General features: G+C 45.7%; 10 protein-coding genes and 1 tRNA gene. 10 read left to right on the top strand and 1 reads right to left on the bottom strand.

Features of this window, described 5'->3' with window-relative positions:
• Window positions 1-48: 48 nt before the first annotated feature.
• Window positions 49-276 (bottom strand): alpha/beta-type small acid-soluble spore protein, encoded by a 228-nt coding sequence (locus ACI1P2_RS06945; protein WP_355318147.1) that lies wholly within the window; start codon window positions 274-276, stop codon window positions 49-51.
• Window positions 277-383: 107 nt separating this feature from the next.
• Here ACI1P2_RS06945 and nrdR point away from each other — a divergent pair, with 107 nt between their 5' ends.
• The 10 genes from nrdR (at window position 384) to ACI1P2_RS06995 (ending at window position 13,833) form a co-directional block, all read left to right on the top strand.
• Window positions 384-851, top strand: a complete 468-nt coding sequence (nrdR, locus tag ACI1P2_RS06950; RefSeq protein WP_355318148.1) for a transcriptional regulator NrdR — start codon at window positions 384-386, stop codon at window positions 849-851.
• A gap of 99 nt (window positions 852-950) precedes the next feature.
• A tRNA-Ala gene (locus tag ACI1P2_RS06955) sits at window positions 951-1,023 on the top strand.
• A 215-nt stretch (window positions 1,024-1,238) separates the two neighbouring features.
• A complete protein-coding gene (locus ACI1P2_RS06960; RefSeq protein WP_408976156.1) occupies window positions 1,239-1,382 on the top strand; it encodes a hypothetical protein in 144 nt (47 codons plus the stop codon).
• Complete coding sequence (locus ACI1P2_RS06965; RefSeq protein ID WP_355318152.1) at window positions 1,379-3,628, top strand: discoidin domain-containing protein; 2,250 nt, start codon at window positions 1,379-1,381, stop codon at window positions 3,626-3,628. The genes ACI1P2_RS06960 and ACI1P2_RS06965 overlap by 4 nt, the downstream gene beginning before the upstream one ends.
• 203 nt (window positions 3,629-3,831) lie before the next feature.
• Window positions 3,832-5,643 carry a cache domain-containing sensor histidine kinase gene (locus ACI1P2_RS06970; protein ID WP_355318154.1) on the top strand — a complete coding sequence of 604 codons (1,812 nt, stop codon included), beginning with the start codon at window positions 3,832-3,834 and terminating at the stop codon, window positions 5,641-5,643.
• 14 nt (window positions 5,644-5,657) lie between these two features.
• A complete protein-coding gene (locus ACI1P2_RS06975) occupies window positions 5,658-6,980 on the top strand; it encodes a response regulator (protein WP_355318156.1) in 1,323 nt (440 codons plus the stop codon).
• A 103-nt stretch (window positions 6,981-7,083) separates the two neighbouring features.
• Window positions 7,084-7,938, top strand: a complete 855-nt coding sequence (locus ACI1P2_RS06980; RefSeq protein WP_408976162.1) for a carbohydrate ABC transporter permease — start codon at window positions 7,084-7,086, stop codon at window positions 7,936-7,938.
• A gap of 2 nt (window positions 7,939-7,940) precedes the next feature.
• A complete protein-coding gene (locus tag ACI1P2_RS06985) occupies window positions 7,941-8,813 on the top strand; it encodes a carbohydrate ABC transporter permease (RefSeq protein WP_355318160.1) in 873 nt (290 codons plus the stop codon).
• Window positions 8,814-8,862: 49 nt separating this feature from the next.
• On the top strand, window positions 8,863-10,230 hold the full coding sequence (locus ACI1P2_RS06990) for an ABC transporter substrate-binding protein (protein WP_355318162.1): 1,368 nt from the start codon (window positions 8,863-8,865) through the stop codon (window positions 10,228-10,230).
• A gap of 27 nt (window positions 10,231-10,257) precedes the next feature.
• The gene (locus ACI1P2_RS06995; RefSeq protein WP_355318164.1) at window positions 10,258-13,833 is read left to right on the top strand and encodes a discoidin domain-containing protein; all 3,576 of its coding nucleotides are present in this window, start codon (window positions 10,258-10,260) and stop codon (window positions 13,831-13,833) included.
• The last annotated feature ends 46 nt before the right edge of the window (window positions 13,834-13,879 follow it).

Here is a 13,879-nt window from a genome sequence, read left to right on the forward strand (position 1 = left end):
GGCGGGACAAGCCGTTTGACCTGTCCCGCCGTTTTAAGGGGTTAAGAATTAACGAAATTGACCGGCCAGTTGCTGCTCAGCGATTGTCACCAGGCGTTTCGTGATGAAACCCCCGATCGAACCGTTTTCGTAAGAAGTCATGTTACCTTGGTAACCGTCTTGTGGAATAGAGATACCAAGTTCCTGAGCAACCTCGTATTTAAGCTGTTCCAACGCGCCGGAAGCTTGTTTCACTACCAGGTTGTTGGAGTTTCCATTGCTACCACCTTGTCCCATTGCTGTTCACCTCCTCCGGGTTGGTACAAGTATTATGTGCAGGAAGACAGATTTTATGACTCTTATTAAAAATGAAGTTATTGGTAAAAGGAAGTGAGCGAGTTTTTATGAAATGTCCATTCTGCGGTTATGCAGGCACCAAAGTGCTGGATTCAAGACCAGCGAATGAAAATAAATCGATTCGGCGCCGCCGTGAATGCGAGCAATGCAGCCGGCGGTTTACCACCTTTGAAATGGTGGAGGAAACGCCGCTGATGGTCATTAAGAAGGACGGCAGCCGCGAGGAGTTCAGCCGTGACAAAATATTGCGGGGGCTCATCCGGGCCTGTGAGAAGCGGCCGGTGTCCGTTGAGCATCTGGAACGGATCGTCTCTCAGGTGGAAAATTCGCTGCGCAACACCGCAGCAGCCGAGGTGGAAAGCCGCGATATCGGCGAGCTGGTCATGGAGCAGCTGTACCCGGTGGATGAAGTGGCCTATGTCCGTTTTGCTTCAGTATACCGCCAATTCAAGGACATCAACATGTTCATGAAGGAACTGAAAACATTGCTCTCCAAGGACACGGCCGACGAATAAATCGTCGGCCTCAGGCGGTGAAAAAGTATTGACAGAAGCGCTTGAATTTTATATGATATAGAAGTCGCCGCGAACGGATGACAAATTGAATAAGAATTTGGGGCCTTAGCTCAGCTGGGAGAGCGCATCGCTGGCAGCGATGAGGTCAGGGGTTCGATCCCCCTAGGCTCCATAAAAAAAGGAAGCTTCACTCGTCAGAGTGAGGTTTTCTTTTTTTTTATGGGCTCATGAAGGGAGCGAACCCCCGGGTTCGTTCCTGATAAACTTCATCAAATCTGCTCATAAATTCCACAAGGCCGGGCAAAACGGTCGTGAATCCGCCGCCAAGTAAACGTACTGACAAGGTAGGTTTTTTGATGTGGTCCATGTATGAAATGGCTTTGCGGCATGGGCTATTATGCAACAATTACCACTGCAATTCAGAAGATATTTGCTGGTGAAAGTGACGACATGCAGGCTATACTTGACGAGGCGGCTGAAACGGATCAAAGGGATTTCTTTGATAAAATTGAGTTTGGAGGATTAAAATGAAGAAACGATTAGCCTGGTTAAGCATATTAACGATGCTGTTTACGACCGTTGTTTTCTCGTTCGGTTTACCCGTAGTTCAAGCGAAGGAAAGACCGAATCTGGCATTGGGAAAACACGCCACTTCAAGCAGCAATAATGGTGAATATACGGCTGACAATGCTGTTGACGGTAAACAGGATAGCTACTGGGAAAGCAAAAATCATAAGCTCCCGCAATGGATTCAAGTGGATCTCGGGAAAGCAACCCGTATTGACCGCGCCATATTGAGGCTTCCTGCGGGTTGGGAGACTAGAACACAGACCTTATCCATCCAAGGAAGTACAAATGGATCTGATTTCTCGGACTTAGTGAGCTCTAAAGACTATAAATTTAAGCAGGCCGCCAGCAATGCCGTTACAGTCGACTTCAACGCAACTAGTGCTCGCTATGTACGGGTTAACATAACAGCTAACACCACTTGGCCAGCCGCACAAATTTCCGAGTTGGAGGTTTACGGTACGTCTACTGATGTTCCTGACTCAGAGGCGTCTACAGCCACCGCAAATCCTGCTATCACACAAAATTCCGGGCGTGGTGCTAACATGCCATTTACCGTATTAGAAGCGGAGTCTTCATCCAATCGAACGAATGGAACGGTATTGGCAAAGAATTTTACGCCTGGAGACTTTGCAGGTGAAGCATCGGGCCGTTCAGCAGTTCGTCTGGATGCAAATGGAGAATATGTGGAGTTTACACTCACTTCTCCAGCAAATGCGTTTGTATTCCGTAACGCTGTTGCCGAAAACACCACAGGAACAATCAGTATTTATGCGAATGGTGCCGATATCCGCAACTTTACTGTAACATCCAAATTTTCTCACGTGTATGCAACGCCTACGACGCTTGGGCGGCTGGGATATGATAACCAAGGAAAAAAAGCTTACTGGTTGTATGAGGATTCCCAGTTACTGCTTGATAAAGTATACCCGGCCGGAACCAAGATTAAAATTCAAAAAGACGCGGGAGATGTTCCCTGGATTTACATAGACATGATCGAAACGGAACATGTGGCGCCTCCGGCTCAAAACCCGGACCCGACCAAATATGTAGAGGTTTCAAAGTCCAAATCAATCGAACAGGCTTTGAATGAATTCAGACAAGATAAAACGAAGAAAGGAATCTTTATTCCTGCAGGCGAATGGACGCTAAATAAAAAAATTAGTCTATACGGGCGCGCAACGCAAATCATTGGCGCTGGTCCTTGGCATACCAAGCTGGTTGCGCCGCAGAATCGAACGAATACGGATGTTGGGTTTAATATCGGTTCGACAGCCAATGGATCAGTCATTAAAGATCTGTCAGCCTGGGGCAATTATGTGTACAGAGTAGATGGACCGGGGAAATTCATTGATGGCAACGGCATGCAGAATGTAACGATAGAGAATGTCTGGGCCGAGCACTTTATCTGCTTGTATTGGGGTGTCAACTCTTCGCACAATACGTTCAGAAATAACCGCATTAAGAACATATTTGCGGATGCCATCAATATGACCAATGGTTCCTCATACAATGTCATAGACAACAACTATGCCCGAGGCACCGGTGACGATTCATTCGCATTATTCAGCGCAATCGATTCGGGCGATTCTTACAATGCAGGCAACCAGTACACCAACCTTACAGCAACCTGTGTAAGAAGAGCTGCGGCTTTTGCAGTCTATGGCGGTCAGAATAATGTATTCCGGAATCTGTACGGTGCAGATACGCTAACCTATCCCGGATTAACGATCAGCAGCTTGAGCTTCGGATATAACACCTTAGGCTTTGGCAACAAAGATACTGTCATCGACGGAGTAACCTTGGACCGAACCGGCGGGGATTTCTGGACCAGTGTTGGCGGAGATGACAAAATCAATGGATACCAGAACTACGGTGCGGTCTGGTTCTATGGCGGCGATCGGGACTTCAAGAATATTGTGTTGAAAAATGTGGATATTAACGAGCCTGTATACTTTGGCTTGATGTTCCAGAGCAAATCTCCGGAAAATATCCCGATGCAAAACGTACGTATAGAGAACATCAATATCAATAACCCTGCGCGTTATGGAATCAAGCTGGTTGTCAAAGCCGAAAACGGACAGGGACCGGCGGTTGGCAAAGCAAGCTTTACCAATGTCAAGATTAAAAACCCCGGTGTTCAGGCGATTTATGGAGAAGACAAATCTCCTGATTTCAAGGTCATAAGAGGTTCAGGTAATAACTGGTGATTGGATTGTTGGAGCTATAGCGAAAAGGTTAATCATTAGGGATCGGCTTATTTGCCGGTCCCTATATTTATTTTACAAAGCCTTGAGCAAAGTTTGATGTTACCCTCCATGAAAAAGTTAATCTCGGGGAAGGATTAACTTCATTTATACAGTATTTTCTATATAGTGGGATATGCACAATATAAATGGCAGGGAGAGAGGCCATGAAACAGATAACATTTAATCCATTGACAAATTGGAACCTAAAGTATCAGATTATTTTGATCTTCCTGACTATGGTTATTCCCTTGCTGTTCCTGCATTGGTATGGCAACGTTCAAGCCGAGGCAATCCTTAAGCGGCATGTCACTACAGCCTATGCTGAGATGAATGCGCTGAACCATATTCTCATTGACCGGGATATCAATACAATTGATAAAATTACGGTGACGATCATTCAGGATTCCGTTACCCAGGCCTTGATCCCCAGCAAAACGGATCATGTATATGAACGCTTGCAAAAAGAAAATGAAATGTTTAATCTGCTGTCGGCCTATTCACTGGAAGCAGACAATGGAGCGGGGTTGTATTACTCGCTGTATATTTACGATCCCAATGACTATTATTTCTTTGCCCCGAAAACTCAGGTGCAAAACACCGGGGTGTATTTCTTCTCGGACGCCAATAAACCGGAATGGTTTGATGAAGCCATAAGCAAGAAAGGCAAGGGCTACCTAAAAATAATCCAAAACAATAGCTATTTTAATCATAACGACACACTGTCTTACATACGCGCTGTGAAAAGCATCTATAGGAATCATGATGTCATTGGGGTGCTGGTCGTGACGAATGTGGAGCAAAAAGTACGCGAATCCATGAAAGCGGTATCATTGCCTGATGATGGGGAGATTTATCTTGTAAATAACAACAATCAAGTGCTTGCGTCCACACAAGGGGCGATCGGTTCAATCCTTAAGCTTCCATCCAACTTCCAGCGGCATAACAGTTCTAGGACAATGGAGTACGCAATGACGGAAGATACGATCTATGTCATCAATCAAAATGAGATATCAGACCAGAAATTAATCTATAAAATCCCAATGGATACGCTTTTGCAGCAGCAAAGTGAGCTGAAACAGGTGATTGGACTGATATCATTTTTCTATGTACTGCTGGTTCTGCTTTTATTCATATATTTTTGGAAGTCCTTGATGACACCCATCCAGAAGCTGGTGAAATTTATAAGATGGTATGAACCGGGCAAGACGGTCGTGATCCCGCCGCCAAGTAAACGTACGGATGAGGTAGGTGTTTTGATGTCGTCCATGTATGAAATGGCATTGCGGCTAAATACGTTATTTCAATACAAATATCAGGCGGAAATCAGGCAAAAGGAAGCGCAGCTGCAAATTTTGTATCAGCAAATCAATCCACATCTCCTGTATAACACGCTGGAAAGCATTTATTGGAAGAGTTCATTGGAAGGAAAAACGGAATCATCAGAGATGATTAAAGAGCTTTCGAAGCTGATGAAGATTGCACTCAGCCGGGGCAAGGAGCTCATTACTCTGGAAGAAGAGCTGGAGCATGCCAAAGCGTATGTCAGCCTGCAGAAAATAAGATATGATTATTCATTCACAGTACATTGGAATATTTCCAAGGAACTGTATCATGTCCTGATCCCCAAGATCACCCTGCAGCCATTGATTGAAAATGCCATCATTCATGGGGTGAAAAACATGGGGGAAGATGGGATGATTACGATTTCAGCCCGGTTAAGGGAAGAAGACGTTGTTATGGTCGAGATCACGGACAATGGATTTAAACCTGCCGATTTAGAGGCGATGCACCGCTTGCTTTATGGTAATGAATCCAACCCGTCCCTGGGGTACGGCATACGTAATATACATCAAAGAATTCAGCTGCATTACGGGCAAGGTTATGGTTTAAGCTACAGGGCCATCCCGGAAGGCGGGACAGTCGCGATTTTGATATTTCCAAAGAATCGGCCAGCAGATTCACATTATAAAGCTTAGTGGGGGCGAAGGATATGTACAATATATTGATCGTCGACGATGAACCGTTGATTTGTAAAGGGTTAAGCCATTTATTAAACAGCTCCGGGCTCAGTATTCATCAAATTTTTTTGGCTTACAGCGGTCATGAAGCCCTGGATGTGATTCGTATGGAGGAGATCGACCTGCTGGTGACCGATATCCAAATGGGTGCCATGAGTGGTATTGACTTAATGCAGCAAGCCAAGCTGGCCAAGCCGTGGATGCAGACGATTATCATATCCGCCCATGAAACGTTTCAATACGCTCAAATGGCTATTCGCATGGGGGCAAAGGATTATCTGCTTAAACCTATAAAAGATGGGCAATTTCTGGACTCGGTACGGAATGTATTGCTCCAGATGGTTCGGCCCAGTGAGAAAAAAGGAGAATATTTATCCTTGCTTAACGGCTTTCACATGCAGGAGCCGGATGATGCGAGAAACAAGCTGCTGCAGCAGCTTTTGCAGGGAACGGATGAAAAAGAGACGACTGTGAATAAGCTCAGAACCTGCTATCAGACGGAACTGGTAGGTCCTTATTTTTCTGTATTCAAAATCAGGTTTGATCTTCCGGAAACACGGATCGATCAAGCGCTCACTACAAGAGATAAAAATCTGATTGCTTATGGTGTGCTTAACATAGCTTGCGAACTGCTCCAGCATGATTGGAGCCCGGTCGCTTTTGCATCCGATGAACAGGAAATCAGCATGATCATTCCATGGAGTGAAGTGATGTATTCAGACTTAAGTGTGAGCAAGATCAATCAGTTGGATACGATGGGACGGTCTATTCATAGCCACCTTGATAAATATTTAGGTGTGCAATGCGTGGTTGGAATCAGTCAAATTTTAAAAGGCATTGAATTTCTAAGCGTCCTGAATCAGCAAGCCCATAAGGCATTGCTCTGGAATAGAGCGCACAAGGATCACCATGTCTTTTATTACGGTGATTTCAGCGGAAGTGTCTCTGAGGAGCCAACAGAAGATGAGCTGCATGAACAAAACAACAGGATTGTCGTGAAAGCAACCAAATATATCCACGAAAACTATGCGCAAAAGGGATTAACCCTGCATGAGGTCGCGCAAAAAATCCATGTCAGCCCCAATTATTTAAGTTACTTATTTAAAAAATATACGGACTGCAACCTGTGGGAATATGTCATCAAGTTAAGAATGGAGGAGAGCAGGAAGCTCCTTTTAAATACGGATTTAAGGCGATATGAGATCGCGGATAAAGTAGGTTATGAATCACCGGAGCATTTCAGCAAGATTTTCAAAAAATATTTTGGTGTAAGCCTCAGCCAATTAAAGAAGTAAAAACGCCTACCATCTGCATAGAATTGCACCTGTCTCCTCTTGGTTCAGCCTTATACAATAGGGATAAGGAGAGAAAAGGCCAAAGAAAGAAGGAGATCCGTTGCTGCGTAGACACTTTTGGGGTTTCTTATTTATACTGCCTGCAGCCGTTTTATTTGTACTGTTTTTGTGGCTGCCGATCTTTAAAGGATTTGTGTACAGCTTTTATGATGTGGATTTTGTTAAGGGCAATACGTTTGTCGGTTTTGAGAATTACAAGACGGTGTTTGGGGATTCCAACGTACTGATTGCTGTCAAAAATACGCTTTATTATATGGGGCTGTGTTTAATATTCGGTTTTTGGGTGCCGATTATGTTTGCCGTCATGATTTCAGAGCTAAAACGGTTTCAGGGTTTTGTAAGGGTCGCCTCATATCTCCCCAATGTCATTCCGCTGGTTGTCCTGTATGGCTTGTGGAGATGGATCTATGATCCGGTTGGCCCCCTCAACGCATTGCTCACATCGCTAGGGTTCAATCAAATCGCCTTCATGGTTGATAAAGCATGGTCCATGACATCATTGGTATTTATGGAAACATGGCAGCAGTTCGGATCAGGCATGTTAATCTATTTGGCCGCGGTGCTGAGCATCCCCAGAGATTGGTATGAAGCGGCTGAAATTGACGGCGCCGGCGTGTGGGATCGCATTCGATTCATTACATTTCCTTCGATTAAAAAACTCATCCTGCTGATGTTAACTTTACAGTTAATTTCGACATCACAGGGTTATCAGTCCCAGCTGGCCATGCTCGATGGCGGACCCAACAATGCCACACTGACTTATGCCTTACTGGTTGTTAAATACGCATTTACAAGACTTGAAATTGGTGTTGCTTCCGCATTAGGGGTGTTGATGTTCCTTGTATTGGCAGGGCTGGCTGTTCTGCAATTCAGACTGAACCAAGAGGAGGCGAAATGAGGATGAAGAATGCGGATCGTGGCATTTTATCACATTATGATTTGCGGAAACCCAAGTATAAGCTGATGTATATCTTGATGCTCTTAATCATCGCTGCCATGGTGTGTTCCATGCTGTATCCGGTTACAGTTATGCTTTTTAACGCCTTCAAGCCTAACACGGAAGTCAATTCCTTTCCGCCTACCTACTTCCCCAATGAGGTACAGTGGGGAAATTTCCAGAAGGCTTGGGAGTTCATTGATATCCCATTGTTTTTCCGCAATACGCTTTATATCTTTCTGGGCAACATAACCGTCATTTTTACTGCATTGGGTCTGGCCGCCTTTAGTTTATCAAGGCTAAATATCCCGTATAAAAAAGGCATCTATTTTTTCTTTTTAATGACGTTGTTTATACCGCCTACAACTTATATCATACCGAACTTCGTTAACTTAAAAGACTTCGGCTTGCTGAACAGCTTCGCGGCCCTCTGGCTGCCTGCCGGAGCCAATGCTTTTTTCCTGCTGCTGCTTAAGACCTTCTTTGATGAAATACACCAAGAAATATTTGAAGCGGCAAGGATGGATGGCGCATCCGAATGGAGATGTTTTGTCCAAATTGCGGTTCCGCTCTCTATTCCGATCTTTTCTACTTTAGGCATTTTTATTTTTGCAGCGGTATGGAATGATTGGTTCTGGCCCTCCATGGTGATGCATGACAACCAAAAATACCCTTTGTCTACGGCAATCTATCAATACGTTATTCAGGCAAGAAGATTGGATTTGAATGTGAAGTTTGCGATTCTTGCCATGGTGACGATTCCGCCTCTTGTGGTTTTCCTGCTTTTCCAAAAATTCATCATGCGCGGGCTGCATCTGGGCGGAGTGAAGGGGTAAACGGCGAGCATCGCGGAAACACCTTAATATAAATCAAGGGGGAAATCACATGAAGAAGCTTTCAGCTATTGTTTTAATTCTGGTCTTGTTCAGTACCATTCTCGCTGCTTGCGGGGCGGGCGATAACGCCGCATCAGAAGACAAGATTACAATCAAGATCTATTATCCAACTCCGGACAAAGTAGAATTAAGAGCGATTGAGGATGACAAAATAGCCCGTTTCGAAGCTGCTTATCCGAATGTGGAGGTGGTGCGTGATGAATGGCAGTACAATGTAGATCAAATCGGTATCAAAATGGCCGCAAATGAAGCGCCAACATTCTTCAACACCTTTGCAACAGAAGCGAAGTTTCTCGTGGATAGCGGCTGGGCTGCGGATATCACGGATTTGTGGAACAAATACGAATACAAAGATCAAATTAACCCGGTGCTGCAAAAGCAATTTATGATTGACGGTAAAGTATATGGAGTGGCGCAAAAAGGTTACGTTACGACAACGATCGTGAATAAGAAAATGTTAGAAGACAAAGGAGTTCCGGTTCCTTCATACGATTGGACCTGGGATGATATGCTGAAAACTGCGAAAGTGGTTGCAGACCCGTCAGCAGGTATTGCAGGCATCGCTCCCATGGGGAAAGGCAACGATGCTGGCTGGAACTGGACAAATTTCTTGTTTGAAGCAGGCGGAGACATTCAGAAGGTTGAGAATGGCAAAGTTACAGCTACTTTTAACAGTGAAGCGGGTCTGAGAGCATTGGATTTCTACCGTCAGCTGAAGGATGAGAACACAATTCCACAAGACTGGGCGTTAGGCTGGGGGGACGCAGTGGGCGCGTTTGCCCAAGGGCGTGCGGCCATGGTGATTGCAGGTGCGGAAGGGCCGCTAGATCAAGCACTGAATCAAGGGGGGATGAAACCTGAAGATGTATTGACCTTCCCTATGCCGGCAGCAGAAACGGGCGGGAAACATACGGGTGTATTGGGTGGAGACTATCTGGTCATTAACCCTAACGCTACACCAGCTGAACAGGAAGCTGCCTTTAACTATATCGTATTTGACTACTTCTCGGATGAAGGTTTGGCTTCCCTGGAAGAAAACATCAAGCAATTCCAGAAGGATGGGAAATATTATGTGCCGCCTCACATGGACTATTATACCGTTGACTCCGAGTACGGCAAGAAAGTTCGGGCTGTGTTAGATAAATATGACAATGTTTATAAATACAATGCTGAGTCCAATGCCCTGCTTGACGGCAAGCCGGAAGCGCAATTTAATACGCAGGATTATTATGCAACCATGACCACTGCAATCCAAAAGGTGTTCACTGGTGACAGCAACGATCTAAAGGCAATACTCGACGAAGCTGCTCAAACGGTTCAAAAGGATTTCTTTGATAAAATCGAGGCGAAAAAGTAAGCGCTATCAAAAATGAGGAGGATTCAAATGAAGAAACAATTAGCCTTGTTTAGCATTTTGACGATGCTGTTTGCGACCTTTGTTTCATCATTCGGTATGCCAGTGGTTCAGGCTGCAGAAGGAGCGAATCTGGCATTAGGAAAATCCGCCACTTCAAGCAGCAATAATGGCGAATATACGGCAGGTTATGCTTTTGACGGTGAACAAGACAGCTACTGGGAAAGCGAAAATCATGAGTTCCCGCAATGGATTCAAGTGGATCTTGGGAGGAAGGCCAGCATTGATCATGTTACATTGAGGCTGCCTGCGGGATGGGAGAGCAGAACACAGACTTTATCCATCCAGGGAAGTACAGATGGCTCTGATTTCTCAGACATAGTGAGCTCCAGAGATTATGAATTTAATCCGGCTGACGGCAATACCGTTACAGTTGATCTTAACGCAGCTGCTGCCCGGTATGTAAGGGTTAACGTTACTGCTAACACTACATGGCCAGCCGCACAAATTTCCGAGTTGGAGGTATACGGAACTTCCACGGATGAAACTGATTCAGAGGCACCTACAGCACCTGCAAATCTTGTTTTGACACAGCCGACCTCAGACACAATTCATTTAACCTGGGACGCATCGACAGATGACGCAGGTGTAACAGAATATGATATCTACTTGAATAATCAATTGCATGACAGTGTGGATGGAGATACGCTTGCTTATACAGATCATCAGCCTGCAAATGTAGCCTTATCGTATTATGTCATCGCAAAAGACGCTGCAGGCAATTCATCGGCTCCAAGCCGTTCCGTAACACGGAACGGGTCTGGCCAGGATGGCACGAACCTGGCGATCAACAGGCCTATAACCGCGTCATCTGAAACCTTTAACTTCGTCGCTGCGAATGCCAATGATGGCGATGTAACCACTTATTGGGAAGGAAACGGGCATCCAAGCACACTTTCGGTAGATCTTGGAGCGGATGCAAGTCTTTCATCTGTTGTGATTAAGCTGAACCCTTCAAGCGAGTGGGGCACACGCACGCAAACCATTCAAGTGCTTGGCCATGACCAGGATTCCACAACGTTTACGAATCTGGTCTCTGCTGCTCAATATACGTTTAACCCTGCTTCGGAAAACACCGTAACCATTCCTGTTCATGCAACGGCAAGCAGTGTACAGCTTCGTTTTACTTCAAACTCCGGAGCGCCGGGCGGACAAGTGGCGGAGCTCCAGGTGATCGGCACAACGGCGCCTAATCCGGACCTGGTCGTAACGAGTATGTCCTGGACACCCGCCGCACCCACTGAAACAGATGCAATGACCATCAGTGCGACGGTTGAAAATAGGGGCTCAACAGTCTCTCCGGCAACGGATGTCAATGTTTATCTTAACGATACCCGGGCAGGGACTGCCCAAGTTGAATCATTGGCTGCCGGGGCATCAGCGACAGTGTCCGTGGATGCGGAAGCGCGCAGCGCTGCAACCTATTCGGTAAGTGCCAAGGTAGATGAAAGCAACCTGATTATTGAACAAAATGAGACGAATAACAGCTACACTCATTCCTCATCCTTGGTCGTTGCTCCCGTTCCAAGTTCAGATTTGGTAGGAATGGCTTCATGGACACCGACGAATCCGAGTGCAGGCGATACGATAACCTTTACTGTGAACCTTAAGAACCAAGGCAGTATAGCCAGCGCAAGCGGGAATCATGGCGTGAAATTAGTGATCACGGATGCCGCTGGCTCAACGGTGCAAACATTTAATGAAGCTTTTAACGGTACGTTGGAGGCGGGTGAATCCGCGAATGTAACCATGGGAACCTGGGCAGTGGAAGACGGCAGCTACAGTGTAAGGAGCATCGTTGAAGCAGATGCCAATGAAATCCCAAGCAAGCGAACCAACAATGAAAATACAGCAAGTCTTTATTCAGGGCGTGGTGCAAATATGCCATTTACCATAATAGAAGCGGAGTCTTCATCCAATAGCACCAATGGAACGGTACTGGCTAAAAATTTTACGCCTGGAGATTTTGCAGGTGAAGCATCGGGCCGTTCAGCAGTTCATCTGGATGCAAATGGAGAATATGTGGAGTTTACACTCACCTCTCCAGCCAATGCGTTCGTGCTCCGTAACGCGGTTGCTGAAAACACCACGGGTACAATCAGTATTTATGCAGATGATGCTGAGATTGGTGACTTTACCATAACATCCAAATTCTCTTACGTGTACGCAACACCTGCGACGCTTGGGCGGCTTGGATATGATAATCAGGGAGAAAAAGCTTACTGGCTGTATGAGGACGCCCAGTTATTACTGGATCAAGTGTATCCGGCCGGTACCAGGATTAAAATTCAAAAAGATGCGGGAGATGTTCCATGGATTTATGTAGACATGATCGAAACGGAACATGTGGCGCCTCCGGCTCAAAACCCGGACCCGTCCAAGTATGTGGAGGTTTCAAGCTCCAAATCAATCGAACAGGCGTTGAATGAATTCAGACAGGATGAAACGAAGAAAGGAATTTTTATTCCTGCAGGCGAATGGCCGCTGGACAACAAGATTTATTTATACGGACGCGCAACGGAAATCGTCGGTGCTGGCCTTTGGCACACCAAGCTGGTTGCGCCGCAGAATCGGACGAATACGGATGTTGGGTTTAATATCGGTTCAACAGCCAATGGATCAGTCATTAAAGATCTGTCAGCCTGGGGCAATTATGTGTACAGAGTAGATGGACCCGGAAAATTCATTGATGGCAGCGGCATGCAGAATGTAACGATAGAGAATGTCTGGGCCGAGCACTTTATCTGCCTGTATTGGGGTGTCAACTCCTCGCACAATACGTTCAAAAATAACCGCATTAAGAACATATTTGCGGATGCAATCAACATGACTAATGGCTCCTCCTATAATGTCATAGACAACAACTACGCCCGCGGCACCGGTGACGACTCATTCGCATTATTCAGTGCAATTGATTCGGGTGGTTCTTACAATGTGGGTAACCAGTACACCAACCTTACGGCAACCTGTGTAAGAAGAGCTGCGGCTTTTGCAGTCTATGGCGGTCAGAATAACGTATTCCGGAATCTGTACGGTGCTGATACGCTAACCTATCCCGGATTAACGATTAGCAGCTTGAGCTTTGGATATAACACCCTGGGCTTTGGCGACAAAGATACGGTCATCGACGGAGTAACCCTGGACCGGACTGGCGGGGATTTCTGGACCAGTGCTGGAGGAGATGACAAAATCAATGAATACCAGAACTTTGGTGCTGTCTGGTTCCATGGCGGCGATCGGGACTTCAAGAATATTGTGTTGAAAAATGTGGATATTAACGAGCCTGTATACTTTGGCCTGATGTTCCAGAGCAAATCTCCTGAACATGTTCCGATGCAAAACGTACGTGTAGAGAACATCAATATCAATAACCCTGCACGTTATGGAATCAAACTGGTTGTCAAAGCCGAAAACGGGCAGGGACCGGCGGTTGGAGAAGCAAGCTTTACCAATGTCAAAATTAATAATCCCGGTGTTCACGCCATCTATGGAGAAGACAAATGCCCTGATTTTAATGTTATTAGAGTATCAGGTAATAACTGGTGATATAATTAACGGGGACTGCTAGTGGGAAAGTCGAACATTAGGGACC

The sequence above is a fragment of the Paenibacillus jiangxiensis genome (assembly GCF_046098255.1).
In the GTDB taxonomy this organism is placed as follows: Bacteria; Bacillota; Bacilli; order Paenibacillales; family Paenibacillaceae; genus Paenibacillus; species Paenibacillus jiagnxiensis.

Bases quoted from the DNA above. Each gene is read 5' to 3' on its own strand.
- ACI1P2_RS06975 (WP_355318156.1), top strand. From the start codon at position 5,658: ATGTACAATATATTGATCGTCGACGATGAACCGTTGATTTGTAAAGGG.
- ACI1P2_RS06965 (WP_355318152.1), top strand. From the start codon at position 1,379: ATGAAGAAACGATTAGCCTGGTTAAGCATATTAACGATGCTGTTTACG.
- ACI1P2_RS06970 (WP_355318154.1), top strand. From the start codon at position 3,832: ATGAAACAGATAACATTTAATCCATTGACAAATTGGAACCTAAAGTAT.
- ACI1P2_RS06995 (WP_355318164.1), top strand. From the start codon at position 10,258: ATGAAGAAACAATTAGCCTTGTTTAGCATTTTGACGATGCTGTTTGCG.
- ACI1P2_RS06945 (WP_355318147.1), bottom strand. From the start codon at position 276: ATGGGACAAGGTGGTAGCAATGGAAACTCCAACAACCTGGTAGTGAAA.
- ACI1P2_RS06990 (WP_355318162.1), top strand. From the start codon at position 8,863: ATGAAGAAGCTTTCAGCTATTGTTTTAATTCTGGTCTTGTTCAGTACC.
- ACI1P2_RS06985 (WP_355318160.1), top strand. From the start codon at position 7,941: ATGAAGAATGCGGATCGTGGCATTTTATCACATTATGATTTGCGGAAA.
- ACI1P2_RS06960 (WP_408976156.1), top strand. From the start codon at position 1,239: ATGGGCTATTATGCAACAATTACCACTGCAATTCAGAAGATATTTGCT.
- nrdR (WP_355318148.1), top strand. From the start codon at position 384: ATGAAATGTCCATTCTGCGGTTATGCAGGCACCAAAGTGCTGGATTCA.